We start from the raw sequence: 18,172 nt of genomic DNA, 5'->3' as shown, positions 1-18,172 counted from the left end.
ACTCCCGTCGATGAAGCCTTCCCAGACGCCAGCCTTCCACCTCCGGGCGATCGCCCTCGGTACCGGTATCGCCCTGCTCGCCGGCTGCGCCAGTGCGCCGACTGCCTCGATGCGCCGCGACGCCGACCTGCGCCAGGGCACGGAGGCGGGGACCTCGTCCGGCGATACCGCGTCCGCGCCGGGCGCACGCACGCAACCGCTGCTCGGCGATGACGAACGTCCGCAGCCGCAGATCCGCCGCGGCAGCGGCACGGTCATCAACCAGCGCGCCGCGTCCGCCGCGCCGCCCACACTGGGCGCGACCAGCGGGCAGGCTTCGTTCAATTTCGAAGGCGAATCGGTGCACGCCGTCGCCAAGGCGATCCTCGGCGACATGCTCGGCCAGAACTACGTCATCGCGCCGGAAGTGCAGGGCACGGTGACGCTCGCGACGCCGCAGCCGGTGAGCGCGGCGCAGGCCTTGAGCCTGCTGGAGATGGTGCTGGGCTGGAACAACGCCCGCATGATCTACAGCGACGGCCGCTACAACATCGTCGCCGCCGACACCGCGCTCGCGACCGGCACCGTCGCGCCGCGCACCGGCAGCACCGGCGCCGCCCGCGGCTTCGAGGTGCGCACCGTGCCGCTGCGCTACATCTCCGCGACCGAGATGGAGAAGGTGCTCGAGCCGTACGCGCGCCCGAACGCGATCGTCTCGGCCGACAACGCGCGCAACGTCATCACGATTTCCGGCAGCCGCTCCGAACTCGACAACTACCTGCGCACGATCGAGATCTTCGACGTCGACTGGCTGTCGGGCATGTCGGTCGGCGTGTTCCCGCTGCAGTCGGGCAAGGCCACCCAGGTCGTCGCCGATCTCGAAAAGGTGTTCGGCGCGGACAGCGAATCGCCGGTCTCTGGCATGTTCCGCTTCATGCCGCTGGAAGGCGCGAACGCGGTGCTGGTGATCACGCCGCAGGCGGATTATCTCGGCGAGATCCAGCAGTGGCTCGAGCGCATCGACAATGCGGGCCAGGATCCGAAGCTGTTCTCCTACGAACTGAAGTTCATCAAGGCCCGCGAACTCGCACAGCGCCTGTCGGAAGTCTTCGGCGGCGGCAGCGGCAGCAGTGGTGGCCGGGATTCGGCCTCGCTGATGCCGGGCCTGACCGGCAACACGCTGCGCACCGGCGGCACGGATGGCTCTTCAGGCCTCGACAGTGGCAGCGGGAGCAGTTCCGGATTCGGCAGCAACAATCGCGGCGGCGGCTCGGGCATGAGCCGCGGTGGCGGCGGTAGCGCCAGCATCGGCCAGATGGAGCTCAGCGACCAGCAGGAAGGGCCGGGCAGCGTCACGCTGGAAGTGGAAGGCGATCGCGTCGGCGTATCGGCCGTCGACGAAACCAACACGCTGCTGGTGCGTACGACACCCGCAGCGTGGCGCTCGATTCGCGATGTCGTCGAGCGGCTCGACGTAATGCCCGCGCAGGTGCACATCGAGGCGCAGGTGGTGGAAGTCGCGCTGACCGGTGCGCTGGAGTACGGCGTCAACTGGTTCATCGAGAAGGGGGTGACCGATAACGGCCTCGGCCCGTTCGGTCCGCCAGGCGCAGGGCAAGGCCTGGCGGGTCCGACCAGCTGGAGCACGCTTGGTGCGAGCATCGGCGGTGTTTCCGGTTCCGGGCTGGCGTGGTCGCTGGTCAAGAACGACGCGGCCGCGGTGATCCGGGCGCTGGATGAAGTGACCGACGTGCAGATCTTGCAGTCGCCGTCGGTGTTCGTGCGCAACAACGCCATGGCCGAGTTCAACGTGGGCGCGAGCATTCCGATCTCGTCGAGCAGCGTGAACCCGATCCTCGGCGACAGCCAGTTCACCCAGGTGCAGTACATCGAGACCGGCACGATCCTCAAAGTGCGGCCGCGCGTGACCCGCGACGGCATGGTGTTTCTCGACATCGTGCAGGAAGTGAGTTCCCCCCAGCCGCAGAACACGGCCGACTCGCAGGGCAACGTGCGTATCGACACGCGCCGGCTCAAGACCGAGGCGGCGGTGCAGGCGGGCGATACGGTAATGCTCGCCGGTCTAATCAGCGACCAGGTCGGCCGCACCTCGGGCGGCCTGCCGGGCCTGAGCCGCATCCCGGTGATCGGCAGCCTGTTCGGCTCGCAGACATCGCGTACCGAGCGCAGTGAAGTCATCGTGCTGTTGACCCCGACCATCGTGCGCAATCCGCTCGAAGCGCGTCAGCTGACCGACGAATACGGGCGTCGCTTCCGCGCGCTGCAGCCATTGCAGACCCCCCGGGACTGAGGGGCCGCGATGCGCGGAGCCACTGCGCATGGCTGAGTTGCCGGTGATCCTGTTGCCGGTCGGGCATGACGACGACGCGCTCGACGCATGCCTGGCCGCGCTCGATGCCGGCACGCCCGCAGGCACGCGGATCTGGCTGGCCGACGACGCGCGCATCGGTCCGCGCGGCGCGGAGATCGTGCAGCGCTGGCTCGCCAGCACGCCGTTGCAGGCCGACTACACCTGCCGCCAGCGCTCGATCGGCGAGGTCGCGCATCTCGACGATGTGCTGCGTGCCTGTGGGGATGCGGATGTCATCGTGCTCGCACCCGATTCGATTCCGCTGCCGGGCTGGGCCAACGCGCTCGCGGCCTGCTTCACGCGTGATGCGTCGATCGCGACCGCGACGCCCTGGTGCAACGCCGGCGAGTCTGCGGCCTGGCCGCGGATCGGCGAGATCAATCCGGTGCCCGATGCGCCGTCGCGTCTCGCGCATGCGTGTCAGGCGCTTCCGCCGCTCTATCCCGAGCTGCCGGCCGCGATCGGACATGCGGTGCTGCTGCGCGGCAATGCGCGCCGCAAGGCCGGCGGACTCGATGCGTCCAGCTACCGATCCTGGTACGCCGCGCTGATCGACCTGTCGCTGCGCATGGCGGGTCTGGGCTGGCGCAACGCGCTGTGCGAGACCGCCTTCGTTGCGCGCGGTGGCGAGGGTGGTCCGGCGGACGGCGACATGGACGCGCTTGCGGTGCGCTGGCCGTCTTGGCATTCGCGGCTGGCGACCTTCCTGATGCAGGACCCGCTGTACGCGACGCGCGTGGCGCTGCAACGCGGCTTCGATGCGCTGGAGAACGCGCCCGCGCAGCAGCAGCTGTTCCACGAGGAAACGGCGGACGCAGTCCGCCCGCCAATGCCCCTCTCCCCTCCGGGAGAGGGGGGGACCATCTGCGAAGCGGATGGTGGGGTGAGGGTACCCGGCGCTCGCGATACGCCAACTGCACCCGACGCAGCAGACAATGTCGCTTCCAACGACGACACGCCGCCCAAGTGACCGCTGCAGATTCCGCTACGCCCGACATCGTCGCCGTCGTCGTCACCCATCGCAGCGGCAGCACGATCGACGCCTGTCTGACGCGCCTGCGCGTGGCCGACGGCGTCGCGCAGATCCGCATCGTCGACAACGCATCCGATGACACGACGCTGGCCATCGTGCAGCGGCACGCCTCGCTGGATCCGCGCGTGCATTTCATCGGCAATCCCGACAATCCCGGCTTCGCCGTCGCCTGCAACCAGGGCGCGCGCGATGGCGACGCGCCGTGGATCGCGTTCGTCAATCCGGACTGCCTCGTCGATGCCGACACGCTCGCGCGCCTGCGCGTGCATGCCGATGCGCTGGCCACGCCGTGCCTGCTAGGCACCGACCTCGTCGGCGAGGATGGCGCACGCGATCCGGCCGCGCGTCGCCGCGATCCGGACTTCACCGCGATGTTGCGCGATCCGCAGGCCCGCGTGCTCGCCGTGCCGCGCGATCCCGCGCAGCCGCTGCAACGCGTGCAGGCGATCTCCGGCGCGCTGATGCTGCTGCCGCGCACGCTGTTCGACCGCATCGACGGTTTCGATACCGGTTACCGGCTGCATGCCGAAGACCTGGACCTGTGCCGGCGCGCGCGCGAAGCCGGCGCGGTGATCGCAGTCGCCAACGAAATCGCCGTGTTGCACGTGCGCGGTGTGTCCAGTCGCTCGCGGCCGGTGTTCGTCGAATGGCACAAGCACCGCGGCCTCTGGCGTTACTTCCGGCATTTCGAAGCCGCGCATCGCAGCTGGCTGCAGCGCATCGCGGTGTGGACGATGATCTGGACACGCTTCCCGATCGCGGTGCTGCGCCGCGCATCGCAGAAGACAGTCTGACCGACAGCCGCGATCGCATCCCCGGCGGGCGCTGCAGATCGACCTTCGGCGTCGGCATGCGTCTGACCAGCGGTCTGGGGCCGATGCTGCTCAGCCTCGTCATCAAGATGGTCCGCTGCAACAGCCAGCCCGCGGCAACGCGCAGCGTATTGCCTGGCAAAAGCATGTGCGACGCCTGGGCTATCGGACGTATCTGCGCCTGGCGTACGGCCTGCAGGCCGACGCGGCCGCTTGATCGCCGCACACGAAACCCGCGCGGGTTTCATCGGGATGACATGGGGATGGCGTGGAATACGCGGTTGCGGCGTGTCGCGCCGTGTTCCTCCATTGTCCGGACTCCGCATGACCCTCCACGTTGCTTGTTCCCGGCACGCGCGCCGCGCGTCCTTCTCCGTCCTGTTGCTCGCCCTGGCGGCCAGTGCGTCCGCTGCCGAGCACGATGACGGCCGCGCCTGGCGCGCCGGCGATCATCACGTGCACAGCGAATGGAGCGTCAACTGGGATACGTCCACCTCGCCGCCGACGCCGATCCGCGGCGGCGACTCACCGTACTCGCGCACACGCAACGCCGAGGAAGCACGTCGACATGGTCTGACCTGGATGGTGCACACCGATCACGGCGGCCCGAACCATTCGGCGGTGACCCATGATTCGGCCTGGCCCGCGCTGCAGCAGGCGCGCACCGACGTCCCCGAGGTGCTGCAGTTCCACGGCATGGAGTTCGACGTGCCAGCCGGCGAGCACGCGTCCCTGATCATGGCGCCGGGCGCACACGAGAACGCGATGCTGGTCGATCTGGAACGGCGTTTCAGCCGTCGCGAAGTGGACGACGACGCGCGCGACACACCGGAGGCGATGATCGCCGCGCTGCGCCACATGCAGGCGCAGCAGCCGCAGCCGTTGATGTTCGTCAACCATCCTTCGCGCACTGCGACCGCGGTCGGCGTCTGGGGCCAGGTCGAGCCGGACGAACTGCGTGCCTGGCAGGACGCGGCGCCTGACGTGCTCGTCGGAATGGAAGGCGCGCCCGGTCATCAAGCCGACCGGCGTCACCGCGGGCTGTACCGCAACGATGCCGCCAAGACGTGGGGCGGCTTCGACCAGATGACGGCGCAGCTCGGCGGTGTCTGGGACACGCTGCTCGCCGAGGGCAGGCGCTTCTGGATCACCTCGACTTCCGATTCGCATCGCAACGTCGACATCGGCGGCGCAGATTTCTGGCCGGGCGAGTACAGCAAGACCTACGTGCTGGCGCGGCACGACAGTGCGGATGTGATCGACGGCCTGCGGCATGGCCGTATGTTCGCGGTGACCGGCGATCTGATCGACACGCTGGATCTGCAGGTCGAGACCGAAGGCGAGATGCCGGCGACGATGGGGGGCACGTTGCAGGTGGCTGATGGGGCGAAAGTGACGGTGCAGGTTGCGGTGACCGTGCCGGAAGGCACCAACTTCAACGGCGACCGCAATCCGATCGACCACATCGACGTGATCGCCGGGCAGGCGACCGCCGACGGTACGCCGGGCATGACCGTCCACACCGTACGCCCGACGCAGTGGCAGCGGACCGGCAACCGCATCGCATTCGAGCTCACGCTGCCGGCGCCGCAGACGCGTGGTTTCGTGCGCGTGCGCGGCACGTCGAACCCGCAGATCGAGCCGACCCCAGACGCCGCCGGCGAGGATCCCTGGCAGGACCTCTGGTTCTACTCGAACCCGGTGTTCGTGGAAGTTGTTCGCTGAGGAAGAAGCGCTTTCGCCTGCACCTTCGCAGTAACGCAGGCACCTCTCCCTTCGGGAGAGAGCCTGCCCCGAACTTGATCCGGGGTCGACGCGCAAAGCGCGTCGGGTGAGGGCAGGGCTTTACTGAGCAGTTTCCGTAAAGCTCCCTCACCCCAACCCCTGCTCCGCCCCCCGGCCCTCGCGCTGTCGCGATGGTGTTCATCGGCACGCGAGCCATTGGCTCGCAAGCGTGCCGCTTCACCCCAAGGGGAGAGGGGCTCGAAGCAAGTAAGCGACGAGGCGCGCGCCCTCAACGAAACCGGTTGATCGCATCCCGCAACGCACGCGCCTCGCGCGCCGCGGTGTCCGCGTAGTCGTCGCCGTTCGACGCGTAGAGGATCGCGCGCGACGAACTGACCATCAGACCGGTGCCGTCCGCAGTCTTCGCATTGCCGACCACCGCCTCGACATCGCCGCCCTGTGCGCCGACGCCGGGCACCAGGAACGGCATGTCGCCGACGATCGCGCGGACTTCGCGCAGCTGTTCGGGCCAGGTCGCACCGACCACAAGCGACACGTTGCCGTGGCCGTTCCACTCGCGCGCGATGGTCTCGGCGACATGCTGATACAGCGGTCGCGCGCCACCGGCGCGCGCGACCGGCAGGTCCTGCAGATCGGCCGCGCCCGGATTCGAGGTGCGGCACAGGATCACGACACCCTTGTCGCTGCGGTCGAGGAAGGGCTGCACAGAATCACGGCCGAGGTAGGGGTTCACCGTCACCGCGTCGGCCTCGAAGCGCTCGAAGGCCTCGGTGACGTAGCGCTGCGCGGTGCTGCCGATGTCGCCGCGCTTGGCGTCGAGGATCACCGGCACGCCCGGATGCGCGGCATGCAGATGCGCGATCAGCCGCTGCAGTGCGTCTTCGGCGCCGAGCGCGGCGAAGTGCGCGATCTGCGGCTTGAACGCGCAGGCGTATTCGGCGGTCGCGTCGGCGATATCGCGGCAGAACGCGAACACCCCGTCGGGATTGTTGGCAAACTGAGCGGGAAACTTCGCCGGTTCGGGGTCGAGACCGACGCAGACCAGCGTGTCGGCGGCTTGCCAGCGCGCACGCAGCGCCTGTATGAAGGTGGGCGTCATGAAAGGTCTCAGGTGACGATGATCGGCGCGCCGTGGGTGACGACGACCGTGTGTTCGAACTGCGCGCCATAGCCCTTGCGACAGATCAGCGACCAGCCGTCGTCCGTGTCTTCGGTGCGGGTGGCGTGGGTCGCCAGGAACGGCTCGACGGTGATGACCATGCCGTCGTGCAGACGGCGGGTATCGCGGCGATCGAAGTAGCCGGGAATGGAGCCGGGCGCTTCGTGCAGCGCACGGCCGACGCCGTGGCTCTGCAGGTTGCGGATGATGCGGAAACCGCGGCGCGCGGCGACGGTCTCGATGGTGCGGCCGATGCCGCTGAGCAGCTCGCCCGCGCGCAGCTGGGCGATGGCGGCGTCGCGCGCGTCGCGCGTCGCATCGAGCAGGCGCTGCTGCGCGGCGCTCGCGGTGCCGACGACGAAGCTGGCGCCGGTGTCGGCGAAGAAGCCGTCGAGTTCGGCGGAGACGTCGATGTTGACCAGGTCGCCATCGCGCAGCGGCGTGGCATCCGGGATGCCGTGCGCGACGACCCGGTTGACGCTGATGCAGGTCGCGGCCGGGAAGCCGTAGGTCAGCACCGGCGCGGACTGCGCACCGGCGTCGTGGAGCATCCCGACGCCGATGGCGTCGAGCGCCTGCGGTGTGATGCCGGCCAGCGCGTGATCGCGCATCGTCGAGAGGATGTGCGCGACCAGCGCGCCGGCGCGCTTGAGGCCTTCGAGTTCTTCCAGGGTCTGGATGGTCATGTCAGTGGCCTCACGAACGGGATGCTGGCGTTCACCCTTGACCGTCACTCCCGCGTAGGCGGGAGTCCATGGACGTCAGCCAACGACAAGGTCCATGGATGATCAGCCATTCGGCTGCTGGAAAGCGTTTCCCGCCTGCGCGGGGATGGCGATCCGGCAAAGCCGCGCCTGTGGTACAGGCGCGGGCCCGATCTGTCACTTCAGCGCCTTGAACCGCAGACGCTTCGGACCGGCGTCGTCGCCCATGCGACGGCGCTTGTCTTCTTCGTATTCGCGGTAGTTGCCCTGGAAGAACTCGACGTGGCTGTCGCCTTCGAACGCGATGATGTGCGTGGCGATGCGGTCGAGGAACCAGCGGTCATGCGAGATCACGAAGGTGTTGCCGGGGAACTCCAGCAGCGCGTCTTCGAGCGAACGCAGGGTTTCGATATCGAGATCGTTCGACGGTTCGTCGAGCAGCAGCACGTTGCCGCCCTGCAGCAGGGTCTTGGCCATGTGCAGACGGCCGCGCTCACCACCCGACAGCGTGCCCACGAGCTTCTGCTGGTCCTGGCCCTTGAAGTTGAAGCGGCCGATATAGGCGCGCGACTGGATCTCGACGCCATTGATATTGAGGATGTCGAGGCCGCCGGCGATTTCCTGGAAGACGTTGTGGTTGCCCTCCAGCGCATCGCGGCTCTGGTCGACGTAACTCAGCTGCACGGTCGGACCGACGACGATCTCACCCGAGTCCGGCTTCTCCTGTCCGGTGATCATCTTGAACAGCGTGGATTTACCCGCGCCGTTCGGACCGATGATGCCGACGATCGCGCCCGGCGGAATGATCATCGACAGGTTGTCGATCAGCAGGCGGTCGCCGAACTTCTTGGAGACGTTCTTGAACTCCATCACCGCATTGCCCAGGCGCTCGCCCGGCGGGATGAAGAGTTCGTTGGTCTCGTTGCGTTTCTGGTAGTCGACAGACTGCAGCTCTTCCAGGCGCGCCAGACGCGCCTTGCCCTTGGTGCGACCGCCCTTGGCATTCTGCCGCGACCATTCCAGCTCTTTCTGGATCGCCTTCTGGCGCGACTTCTCCTGGTTGTCTTCCTGCTTCAGGCGCTCGTCCTTCTGCGTCAGCCATTCGGTGTAGTTGCCCTTCCACGGAATGCCGCGGCCGCGGTCGAGCTCGAGGATCCACTCGGCGGCGTTGTCGAGGAAGTAGCGGTCATGGGTGACCGCGACGACGGTGCCGGTGTAGCGCGCGAGGAACTGTTCCAGCCATTCCACCGACTCGGCGTCGAGATGGTTAGTCGGTTCGTCGAGCAGCAGCATGTCCGGCTTCTGCAGCAGCAGGCGGCACAGCGCCACGCGGCGCTTCTCGCCGCCCGACAGATTGCCGACCTTAGCTTCCCACGGCGGCAGGCGCAGCGCATCGGCGGCCACGTCCAGCTGGTTCTCCAGCGTGTGCGCGTCGCCTGCGGCGAGGATCGCCTCCAGGCGTTCCTGTTCCTTGGCCAGCGCGTCGAAATCGGCGCCTTCCTCAGCGTAGGCGTCGTAGACCTTGTCCAGCGCGGCCTGGGCCTGCAGCACTTCGCCCACGCCTTCCTCGACCGCTTCGCGGACCGTCATCTCGGGATCGAGCTCCGGTTCCTGCGCCAGATAGCCGACCTTGGTGCCGGCCTGCGCACGTGCCTCGCCTTCGAAATCCTGGTCCACGCCGGCCATGATCTTCAGCACGGTGGACTTGCCCGAGCCGTTGAGGCCGAGCAGGCCGATCTTCGCGCCCGGGAAGAACGACAGCGAGATGTCCTTGATGATCTGCCGCTTCGGCGGGACCACCTTGGACACGCGGTTCATGGTGTAGATGTATTGCGACATGGGGGCTCCGGTTGTGCCGGCCCGCGCCGGGGCCCGGTCGGGCGGCGTCGGGTGGGGAAGGGATGGCGGCGATTATAACGGCTCACGCCCGGCGGGGCCGCGCGCCGGGCGGCCCGGCGCTACAATGGCCGGCCTCGCCGTTCACTGTTCCGGAGCCCTCGATGTTCCAGCGCGACGCCCGTCTCGAAAGCTACGATCCCGCACTCGCCCAGGCCATCGCGAACGAGGTCCGCCGCCAGGAAGACCACGTCGAGCTGATCGCCTCGGAGAACTACTGCAGCGCGCTGGTCATGGAGGCGCAGGGCAGCCAGTTGACCAACAAGTACGCCGAGGGCTACCCGGGCAAGCGCTATTACGGCGGCTGCGAATACGTCGACATCGCCGAGCAGCTCGCGATCGACCGTCTCAAGCAGCTGTTCGAGGGCGACTACGCGAACGTGCAGCCACATTCGGGCTCGCAGGCCAACCAGGCCGTCTTCTTCGCGCTGTTGCAGCCGGGCGACACGATCCTGGGCATGTCGCTGGCCCATGGCGGTCATCTGACCCACGGCGCCAAGGTCAACGCATCCGGCAAGCTGTTCAACGCGGTGCAGTACGGCGTCGACGATGCCGGCCTGATCGATTACGACGAAGTCGAGCGTCTCGCGCTGGAGCACAAGCCGAAGATGGTCATCGCCGGCTTCTCCGCCTATTCGCAGGTCGTCGACTGGGCGCGCTTCCGCGCCATCGCCGACAAGGTGGGCGCCTATCTGTTCGTCGACATGGCGCACGTCGCCGGCCTCGTCGCCGCGGGCGTCTATCCGACGCCGGTGCCGCACGCGCATGTCGTGACCTCGACCACGCACAAGACCCTGCGCGGCCCGCGCGGCGGCATCATCATCGCCAGCCAGGCCGGCGCCGGCGAGCAGTTCGACGAGATCGCCAAGAAGCTGCAGTCGATCGTGTTCCCAGGCATCCAGGGCGGCCCGCTGATGCACGTGATCGCGGCCAAGGCCGTGGCCTTCAAGGAAGCGCTGGAGCCCGAATTCAAGGTCTACCAGCAGCAGGTGGTGAAGAACGCACAGGCGATGGCCAAGGTCATCATCGAGCGTGGCTACAAGATCGTGTCCGGCGGCACCGAGAACCATCTGATGCTGGTCGACATGATCGGCAAGGACGTCAGCGGCAAGGACGCGGAAGAAGCCCTTGGCCGCGCCCACATCACCGTCAACAAGAACTCGGTGCCGAACGATCCGCGCAAGCCGTTCGTGACCTCGGGTCTGCGCCTGGGCACGCCGGCGGTCACGACGCGCGGTTACGTCGAGCAGGACTGCACGGATCTCGCCCACTGGATCTGCGACGTGCTCGATGCCCCGAAGGACGAGGGCGTGATCGCCACCGTGCGCGACAAGGTCGCCGCGCAGTGCGCGAAGTATCCGGTGTATGGCTGATCGGCCGGGCATGAGGGGTCTTGATTCGGGTCTGGCCCAGCGCCTGATCTCCGGGATGGCTGCTGCGTCATCGTCTTCAACGCTGTTCCCGACGCCCCGCGCCTGATGCATTGCCCCTTCTGCCAGCACACCGACACCCGCGTGATCGATTCGCGCGTGTCCGAGGACGGCGCGACGATCCGTCGCCGCCGCGAGTGCGAAGCCTGCGGGGAGCGTTTCAGCACGCTGGAGACGATCGAGCTCAAGCTGCCGACGATCATCAAGGGCGACGGGCGGCGGGAACCGTTCGATGCGCGCAAGCTGCGGCTGAGCATGGATCGCGCGCTGCACAAGCGCCCGGTCTCGGAGGAACAGATCGAGGCGACGGTGCGCGCGGTCGTGCATCACCTGCGCATGACCGCGGAACGCGAGGTGTCCTCGCGCCGGGTCGGTGAGTTCGTGATCGCCGAACTGCGCAAGCTCGACCACGTCGGCTTCGTGCGCTTCGCGTCGGTCTACCGCTCGTTCGAGGACGTCGCCGATTTCCGCGAGGAACTCGACCGGCTCGAACGCGACCTGCCGGGCGATGGTCAACTGCCGCTGCTCGAAGGCGAGACTGCGCCGGTCAAGACGCCTCGCAGACGCTGAGCTTTCGCGGGGTTCCTTGCGGGAGCGCGCTTGCGCGCGAGGGTGCGACGAGAATGCCGGGTCGCGCGCAAGCGCGCTCCTACAATGTCTCCTTCTGTCGCACGCGCCGCCGAGGCCTCATGACCGCTTTCACTGCCGACGATCACCGTTTCATGGCCCAGGCGCTGCGCCTCGCCGAGCGCGGCGCATGGACGACGCGACCCAATCCAATGGTCGGCTGTGTGCTCGTCGCAGGCGGTGCGGTCGTCGGTGAGGGTTTCCACGTGCAGAAAGGCGGCCCGCATGCGGAAGTGGTCGCGCTGCAGGCGGCCGGCGATCGCGCGCGCGGCGCGACGGCGTACGTGACGCTCGAACCCTGCGCGCATACCGGCAGCACCGGGCCGTGCGCCGATGCGCTGATCGAAGCCGGTGTGTCGCGTGTGGTCGCGGCGATGCGCGACCCGTTTCCGCAGGTCGACGGCGCCGGCTTCGACAGGCTGCGCGCGGCGGGGATCGCGGTCGAGTCCGGTCTGATGGAAACGCAGGCGCGCGCGCTCAACCGCGGATTCCTGTCGCGTATCGAGCGCGGCCGGCCATGGCTGCGGGTCAAGCTCGCCTGCAGCCTCGACGGACGCACCGCGATGGCAAACGGCGACTCGAAGTGGATCAGCGGCGAAGCCTCGCGCGCCGACGTGATGCGCTGGCGCGCACGCGCTGGCGCGCTGCTCACGGGCAGCGGCACGGTGCTGGCCGACGATCCGCACCTGACCGTGCGCCTCGTAGAGGACGCGCCGTTCGCGGTGCCGCTGCGCGTGGTGCTGGACCCGGGCCTGGCGACGATCGCACGCGGCAACATCCGCGATGCCGCGGCCCCGACGTTGTACGTGCACGCCCACGACGCGAAAGTGACCAAGGGCTTCGACGCACCACGGGCCAGCGTCGCGCGTGAGGCGTCGGGCCAGCTCGACCTGGCAGCCGTGCTCGCGTTGCTCGGCGATGCGGGCATCAACGAGATCCAGGTCGAGGCCGGGGCCACGCTGTCTGGCGCCTTTCTGCGTGCGGGCCTCGTCGACGAGCTGCTGCTGTATATCGCCCCGGTGCTGCTGGGTGAGCGCGGCCGGCCACTGTTCGACGGGCTCGGCATCGACACGATGGCGCAGCGTCTGCATCTGCAGACGATCGACACGCGCCGGGTCGGCGACGATCTGCGCCTGTTGCTGCGTCCGTCCGCGCCCTGATAGAGCCGGACGATGCGTCAGCGCAGCGCGGCCGGTACGTAATCGCCTTGCGCATTAGCGTCCGCCTCGGGGCGCACACACAGGCGTTCCCCGCATAACCGCACATCGGCCGCGTTGTATGCCCTGAGCAGATCGGCCGAAATGCGCTGGCGCTGGACCTCTCCCGCGTAGTACCGGGTCAACGCCGCCCCGGCGATCAGGAGTGCGAGCAGGGCGACGCCTGCGGCCCCGGTGCTCGTCCACAGCACGCCACGGTGCACGCGGCCCGCCCGTTGCGCCTGTGCAGCCAGCGCGTCCGAGGCCCGTTGCAATTGCGCGCTCGACGCGTCCAGCTGTTGCGTACAGCGCGCTACCGGCCGTTCGATCGCGTTGCCGACCTGCGCTGAGAGGGCCGTGTGCAGTCGCGCCATCTGCTGGTCGGTCGAGGCGCGCACCTGCTCCGGTATCTGGCGTGCGGATGTCTGCAGCGCCTCGCCACTCTGGGCACAGTGGCGGTCGAACTGGGCCACCAGCACCGCCATCTTGGCGAGCAGATCGTGCAGCGTGTCCTGGGTGATGTCGGTGGGCGCAGGCGGCATCAGCGCATCTCCATGACGGGCGCGGGCTGGGCGTGGACCGGCGGCGCATTGAAATGCTGCATCTCGTCCTCGGCGGCCTGCACCCGTTGCGCCAGCGTGTGAGCTGCGTCTGCCTGCATCGCCTGTACGGCAGGGCGTTGGGCGAGAGCATCGGTCATCTGCCGGAAGGTGTGGGCATCGCCCGTTTCCAGCGCGACCAGCATGCGATCGAGTTGTGTCGACAGGGTCTCGGGCTGCGACGTGCCGGATTCAGGCCCTGCCAGCCCGGAGGGTGTTATTGGGCGGTGCTGGTGCCGGTGCGGCGTGCCCTCGGGCGTGCGGGTGAAATCGAAATGTCCGGCGACGGGTGGATCCTGTCCGATGTCGAGGTAGGCCTGACGCACGTCGGTGTCCGCGCCGGTCGGAAGCGGCGTGCTGCCTGGCGGGAATGCCAGGCCGTTGCGCTCCAGCAGCACTTCCCGCAGGCGCAGCTGGTCCATGTCCAGTTGAATCGGCGGCGTGCTGCCATCCGCTTGTCGGGCGAGCTGCCGGTGGGTGTAGATCACCACGGTCACCGCGTCGGCGCCGTAGTAGTTGGGATAGTCGGAGTCGCCATGGTGGCCGATCCGGGTCTGTTCGGGCGACTTGTCGAAGTATTGGCGCGCCACGGCGGCAATGTTGACGTCGGTCATGCGCAGGCTGCCGTCGGGCTCGAATGCGAGGCCAGGTTTGGGCGCTACTTTGCGAGTGAGATCGTCCTTCAGCACAAAGTCGTGGATGCGTTGTGTCCCTTTATCTGTTGTCCGACTCGCCAGCTCGAACATCTCCGTTAAATTCGCACCGGGGCTGCCTTGCTGCAGTTCGCTCAAGGTCGCGTTCCAACCGGCGATCTGTGCCTTGGCCTCGTCGGTGCGCGCGGCTTGCTGATAGCGTGCCAATGGCGCGGTGTAATCGTAGGCGGGGCCGCCACTGCGCGCGATCCGCGTGATGTCTTCGATGAATCGCGTGCGTTCGGCGTGCTTGGCGGCAGCGTTCAGGCCGTGCTGCACTTCGTGTCCCATCACGAAGGTCAGGTCGGTGCGCGCGCCGGCGTCCTGCTGGAAGGCGGCCGGTGGGCGATGCAGTGCTGCCGGGGGCAGGGCCAGCGTGCCCGTGCCCGGGTTGTAAGTGCCGCCCGCATTGATCGTGCCGGGCAACGATTCGAAACCGCGCACCGGTGCGGGCTGCATGGGCGCCGGGGCAATGAGGGCCTGCCGTAGCTGTTCCGTCAGTGCCGGCGATCCATTCAACGCGGCCTGCAGGTTGTCCACCATGTCCTGGCTGACGGGCCGTTCGCGGTGCTGGGCATCGGTCCAGTGTCCGTGTGCATAGCCGGCCAGCATCTGCTGGATGCGCAGGGTGCCAGCCAACGCTGCCGATGCATCGCCGCCCCGCAGTTGGTCCGCCGGCACCGTGACCTGACCGACAGCGCGGTCGTACCGGCCGATCGGCAGAGCCAAATCCGCCGGCGCCGGCATGAAGTCGCGCACGCGCCCCTGCGCAGCCAGTGCCTGATAATCCGCGCCCAGCGCGTCGTCGCCGCTCAGAGCGTTACGCAGCTGTGCGGCCTGTATCGCATCCACGTCCGGTCGCTGTGCAAAGCGTTGCAGGGCTGTTTCCAGCGGATCGGTAGCATCGGCGCCACTCATGGCCGCGGCGCCGATGACATGCCCACAGCGATGCGCATCACGCAGGGACGCCGGCGGTCGGATTCGATGCGCGCCACCTCAGGCCGGTAGCGGATGCTGACGCCGACATCGCCTCGCGAGTAATCGGCATACGGCAGTGGGACGGGTTGGGGCGGCATCAAGCGGTGCTCGGTTTCACCGCGCGCGTTGGTGAAGGGGACGTAGTGCTGCAGTTCGTAGCTCACCAGGTCCTCGCGCTCACGGAAACCCATCGCGAGAAGCGCTTGGTGGTACGCCTCGAAATCCAGCGCGCAGACCGGCGCCATGTCCACGAAGCTGGCGTCCTCGCGATGCAGGAAGTCGAGTTCAGCCCTGGTCTGGTTCGGCTCACCATTGCTCTCGGAGAACCCAATCGCGTAATGCCAGCCGGACTCCGGCATGCGCACATTGAACTGCGGACCAGGCCTGCCGCGCTGACCTTCCAGTTCGAGCCGCATGACCTGCTGCACATGATCGAGGGTGAGCTGGTCGTAACGCTGCAGACTGTCGATCAGCTGCAGGAACCGACGGCCCATCTCCGCCGGGCTCATATCGGGCACTTCATCCTGCATGTGCAGGCCGGGGTGACGGGACTGGGGCGGTGCGGGCATGGCGCTGTCCTGATGTCGGGGGACGGGGTGCGCACACGCGCTGGCCAGACAGGCCAGCAGCGCGGCGACGCGGGTGCGCAACAGCTTCATGGTGGACTCCGGGAGCACGGAGGATGCGGATCGATGCCGGGAAGAGGCTTGCGAGCAGGGTGCAGGAGATTGAAGGCGCCTGCTGTCAGGCATTGCCTCGACAGGCCGGGGCGCGCTTTCCGATCGAGGCACGGCCGGCGGCGCCGGAGTGTCGGCACAGCAGGAGGTCATCGGCCTGTCGGCCACGACCGGCTCGCAGGCGGGTACGTGCAGCGGCGCGCGCGATGAAGCGTCCCGTCTCGGCGCCCGGATCGCGCCAGCAGCGCTGGTAGAATGCGCGGGTCGGCGGTGCCGGCAACACAATCGAATGTCTTCGGGGCGGGGTGGAAGTCCCCACCGGCGGTAGGCGCGGCGACGCGCGAGCCCGCGAGCGCTGCCGGCACACGCCGGCGGGTCAGCAGATCCGGTCGAATGCCGGAGCCGACGGTCAGAGTCCGGATGCGAGAAGACGACCTCATGCGTGGCCTTTCGGCCGCGCACGCTGTCGCGTCCCGGACCGTTCCCTTTCGGCTTGACCGTGCGGGCGAGGCCCGTGCGGAGGGAGACAGCGACATGTTCACCGGACTGATCGAGGGCGTCGGACGCCTGGTGTCCACCGAAGCGCGCGGCGGCGACGCGCGGTTGCGCATCGCGGTCGGCACGCTGCCGTTCGAGGGCGTGGCAATGGGCGAGAGCATCGCGGTTAATGGCGTCTGCCTGACCGTGGTCGCGTTCGACGATGCGCATTTCGAGGCCGACGCTTCCACCGAAACCCTGTCGCTGACCACGCTCGGTGTGCAGGCGCCGGGCCGCGCGGTGAACCTGGAGCGCGCGATGCGCCCGACCGACCGGCTCGGTGGCCATATGGTCAGCGGCCATGTCGACGGCGTCGGCAGTGTCGCTTCGGTGCACGACGATGCGCGCGCGCAGCGCTGGCGCTTCGACGCGCCGGTCGCGTTGCTGAAATACGTCGCGCACAAGGGCTCGATCTGCGTCGATGGCGTCAGCTTGACGGTCAACGCCGTCGATGCGACGGGTTTCGAGGTCGCACTGGTGCCGCACACCGTCGCCCACACCGCGTTCGGCAGCACGGTGGTCGGCGAGGCGGTGAACCTGGAAGTCGATCTGGTCGCGCGTTACGTCGAGCGCCTGCTCAGCGCGGGCGTCGTTCCGGCGGGAGCGGCGGCATGAACTTCGCGCCGGTTCCCGAACTGCTGGAAGAGATCCGCCAGGGTCGCATGGTGGTCATCGTCGACGACGAGGACCGCGAGAACGAAGGCGACCTGATCATGGCCGCCGAGCTGGTCAAGCCGTCGGACATCAATTTCATGGTCACCCATGGCCGCGGCCTGGTGTGCCTGCCGGTCACGCCGAGCCGCGCCGCGCAGCTGGGTCTGGCGCCGATGGTCCGCGCGAATACCGCGCAGTTCCAGACCAACTTCACCGTCAGCATCGAGGCCGCCGAAGGCGTGACCACCGGCATCTCGGCCCACGATCGCGCACATACGATCCGCACCGCGGTGAAGGCGAACGCGAAGCCCGAGGACCTGCACCAGCCCGGCCACATTTTCCCGCTGGTCGCCCAGCCCGGCGGCGTGCTGACCCGCGCCGGTCATACCGAAGCCGGCGTCGATCTGGCGATGCTCGCAGGTCTGGAGCCGGCCGGCGTGCTGGTCGAGATCCTCAATCCGGACGGCAGCATGGCGCGTCGCCCGGAGCTGGAAGTCTTCGCCCGCGAACACGGCCTGAAGATGGGCTCGATCGCGGATCTCATCGCCCATCGCCTCGCCACCGAACACACGGTCGAGCGCATCGACGAGCGCGGGATCGAGACCGAGTTCGGCGCCTTCCATCTGGTGACCTATCGCGACCGCATCGTCCACGAATTGCACTTCGCGCTGGTGCGTGGCACGCCCGACGCCGACACGCCGACCCTCGTGCGCGTGCAGGTGGAGAACCCGCTGTCCGACCTGCTGCACTGGCGCCGCGACGATTTCGGCGTGGCCGGCAGCGATGCGTTGCGCGCGATCGCCGAGGCCGGGCAGGGCGTCATGGTGGTGCTGTCGGCGCCGCGTGACTCGGACGCGCTGCTGGCGCGGCTGCGCAAGGAAGCCGTGGTCCGGCCGCCCGGCAAGGACAAGGATGTGGGCCAGTGGCGGCGCAACGGCGCGGGTGGCCAGATCCTGGCCGATCTCGGCCTTGGCCGGCTGCGCGTGCTGGGCACGCCGCGCAAGCAGGTCGGCCTCGCCGGCTACGGCCTCGAGGTCGTCGAGTACGTCGCGCCCTGACGCGCGTTAAACTGACCGGCCTTG

14 protein-coding genes, 1 pseudogene and 1 riboswitch are annotated in these 18,172 nt (G+C 68.2%); of the genes and pseudogenes, 9 read left to right on the top strand and 6 right to left on the bottom strand.

The annotated features are described in order from the left end of the window. Positions 1-10 precede the first annotated feature (10 nt). The 4 genes and pseudogenes from gspD to AC3IRM_RS13800 all read left to right on the top strand — a co-directional run bounded on the left by gspD (position 11) and on the right by AC3IRM_RS13800 (position 5,920). Positions 11-2,290, top strand: a complete 2,280-nt coding sequence (gspD, locus tag AC3IRM_RS13815; protein ID WP_489203651.1) for a type II secretion system secretin GspD — start codon at positions 11-13, stop codon at positions 2,288-2,290. Positions 2,291-2,318: 28 nt separating this feature from the next. After that, a pseudogene (locus tag AC3IRM_RS13810) lies at positions 2,319-3,146 on the top strand (glycosyltransferase family 2 protein); the annotation flags it as partial. 170 nt (positions 3,147-3,316) lie between these two features. Continuing rightward, complete coding sequence (locus AC3IRM_RS13805) at positions 3,317-4,177, top strand: glycosyltransferase family 2 protein (protein WP_489203650.1); 861 nt, start codon at positions 3,317-3,319, stop codon at positions 4,175-4,177. A 231-nt stretch (positions 4,178-4,408) separates the two neighbouring features. Then, on the top strand, positions 4,409-5,920 hold the full coding sequence (locus AC3IRM_RS13800; RefSeq protein ID WP_489203649.1) for a CehA/McbA family metallohydrolase domain-containing protein: 1,512 nt from the start codon (positions 4,409-4,411) through the stop codon (positions 5,918-5,920). A gap of 289 nt (positions 5,921-6,209) precedes the next feature. On the opposite strand, the gene pyrF is transcribed toward AC3IRM_RS13800, so the two are convergent. The 3 genes from pyrF to ettA all read right to left on the bottom strand — a co-directional run bounded on the left by pyrF (position 6,210) and on the right by ettA (position 9,643). Further along, entirely contained in the window at positions 6,210-7,040 is an 831-nt protein-coding gene (gene pyrF, locus AC3IRM_RS13795; protein WP_489203648.1) for an orotidine-5'-phosphate decarboxylase, read from the bottom strand. 8 nt (positions 7,041-7,048) lie between these two features. After that, positions 7,049-7,786: a type I methionyl aminopeptidase gene (gene map / locus AC3IRM_RS13790; protein WP_489203647.1), complete on the bottom strand. Its 738-nt coding sequence runs from the start codon at positions 7,784-7,786 to the stop codon at positions 7,049-7,051. Between the two features lie 195 nt (positions 7,787-7,981). Continuing rightward, positions 7,982-9,643, bottom strand: coding sequence for an energy-dependent translational throttle protein EttA (gene ettA / locus AC3IRM_RS13785; RefSeq protein WP_310156259.1), 1,662 nt, complete (start codon positions 9,641-9,643; stop codon positions 7,982-7,984). Between the two features lie 161 nt (positions 9,644-9,804). On the opposite strand from ettA, the gene glyA reads away from it, so the two are divergent. The 3 genes from glyA to ribD all read left to right on the top strand — a co-directional run bounded on the left by glyA (position 9,805) and on the right by ribD (position 12,917). Further along, on the top strand, positions 9,805-11,073 hold the full coding sequence (gene glyA / locus AC3IRM_RS13780) for a serine hydroxymethyltransferase (protein ID WP_489203646.1): 1,269 nt from the start codon (positions 9,805-9,807) through the stop codon (positions 11,071-11,073). A 105-nt stretch (positions 11,074-11,178) separates the two neighbouring features. Beyond that, positions 11,179-11,700 (top strand): transcriptional regulator NrdR, encoded by a 522-nt coding sequence (nrdR, locus tag AC3IRM_RS13775; protein ID WP_159680275.1) that lies wholly within the window; start codon positions 11,179-11,181, stop codon positions 11,698-11,700. 119 nt (positions 11,701-11,819) lie between these two features. Next, a complete protein-coding gene (gene ribD, locus AC3IRM_RS13770) occupies positions 11,820-12,917 on the top strand; it encodes a bifunctional diaminohydroxyphosphoribosylaminopyrimidine deaminase/5-amino-6-(5-phosphoribosylamino)uracil reductase RibD (RefSeq protein WP_489203645.1) in 1,098 nt (365 codons plus the stop codon). Between the two features lie 17 nt (positions 12,918-12,934). Here ribD and AC3IRM_RS13765 read toward each other — a convergent pair whose 3' ends face one another. The 3 genes from AC3IRM_RS13765 to AC3IRM_RS13755 are packed head-to-tail and all read right to left on the bottom strand — an operon-like array spanning position 12,935 to position 15,791. Beyond that, entirely contained in the window at positions 12,935-13,495 is a 561-nt protein-coding gene (locus AC3IRM_RS13765) for a hypothetical protein (protein ID WP_489203644.1), read from the bottom strand. Continuing rightward, positions 13,495-15,162, bottom strand: coding sequence for a hypothetical protein (locus tag AC3IRM_RS13760; RefSeq protein ID WP_489203643.1), 1,668 nt, complete (start codon positions 15,160-15,162; stop codon positions 13,495-13,497). Before AC3IRM_RS13760 ends, AC3IRM_RS13765 begins: the two co-directional genes overlap by 1 nt. Then, entirely contained in the window at positions 15,159-15,791 is a 633-nt protein-coding gene (locus AC3IRM_RS13755; protein ID WP_489203642.1) for a hypothetical protein, read from the bottom strand. Before AC3IRM_RS13755 ends, AC3IRM_RS13760 begins: the two co-directional genes overlap by 4 nt. A 395-nt stretch (positions 15,792-16,186) precedes the next feature. Continuing rightward, positions 16,187-16,335: riboswitch (FMN riboswitch) on the top strand. 98 nt (positions 16,336-16,433) lie between these two features. Here AC3IRM_RS13755 and AC3IRM_RS13750 point away from each other — a divergent pair. After that, the gene (locus tag AC3IRM_RS13750; RefSeq protein ID WP_489203641.1) at positions 16,434-17,051 is read left to right on the top strand and encodes a riboflavin synthase; all 618 of its coding nucleotides are present in this window, start codon (positions 16,434-16,436) and stop codon (positions 17,049-17,051) included. Beyond that, a complete protein-coding gene (gene ribB, locus AC3IRM_RS13745; protein ID WP_489203640.1) occupies positions 17,048-18,148 on the top strand; it encodes a 3,4-dihydroxy-2-butanone-4-phosphate synthase in 1,101 nt (366 codons plus the stop codon). Before AC3IRM_RS13750 ends, ribB begins: the two co-directional genes overlap by 4 nt. Positions 18,149-18,172: the final 24 nt, after the last annotated feature.

The sequence above is a fragment of the Luteimonas sp. KH_071 genome (assembly GCF_057838005.1).
The sequence above is the reverse complement of the archived record's forward strand: the minus strand, read 5'-3'. Positions and strand labels throughout refer to the sequence as shown.

What these genes read in the sequence shown, in the direction of transcription:
- gspD (WP_489203651.1), top strand. Translation starts at nt 11, where the DNA reads ATGAAGCCTTCCCAGACGCCAGCCTTCCACCTCCGGGCGATCGCCCTC.
- pyrF (WP_489203648.1), bottom strand. Translation starts at nt 7,040, where the DNA reads ATGACGCCCACCTTCATACAGGCGCTGCGTGCGCGCTGGCAAGCCGCC.
- map (WP_489203647.1), bottom strand. Translation starts at nt 7,786, where the DNA reads ATGACCATCCAGACCCTGGAAGAACTCGAAGGCCTCAAGCGCGCCGGC.
- ettA (WP_310156259.1), bottom strand. Translation starts at nt 9,643, where the DNA reads ATGTCGCAATACATCTACACCATGAACCGCGTGTCCAAGGTGGTCCCG.
- glyA (WP_489203646.1), top strand. Translation starts at nt 9,805, where the DNA reads ATGTTCCAGCGCGACGCCCGTCTCGAAAGCTACGATCCCGCACTCGCC.
- nrdR (WP_159680275.1), top strand. Translation starts at nt 11,179, where the DNA reads ATGCATTGCCCCTTCTGCCAGCACACCGACACCCGCGTGATCGATTCG.
- ribD (WP_489203645.1), top strand. Translation starts at nt 11,820, where the DNA reads ATGACCGCTTTCACTGCCGACGATCACCGTTTCATGGCCCAGGCGCTG.
- AC3IRM_RS13765 (WP_489203644.1), bottom strand. Translation starts at nt 13,495, where the DNA reads ATGCCGCCTGCGCCCACCGACATCACCCAGGACACGCTGCACGATCTG.
- AC3IRM_RS13760 (WP_489203643.1), bottom strand. Translation starts at nt 15,162, where the DNA reads ATGAGTGGCGCCGATGCTACCGATCCGCTGGAAACAGCCCTGCAACGC.
- AC3IRM_RS13755 (WP_489203642.1), bottom strand. Translation starts at nt 15,791, where the DNA reads ATGCCCGCACCGCCCCAGTCCCGTCACCCCGGCCTGCACATGCAGGAT.
- AC3IRM_RS13750 (WP_489203641.1), top strand. Translation starts at nt 16,434, where the DNA reads ATGTTCACCGGACTGATCGAGGGCGTCGGACGCCTGGTGTCCACCGAA.
- ribB (WP_489203640.1), top strand. Translation starts at nt 17,048, where the DNA reads ATGAACTTCGCGCCGGTTCCCGAACTGCTGGAAGAGATCCGCCAGGGT.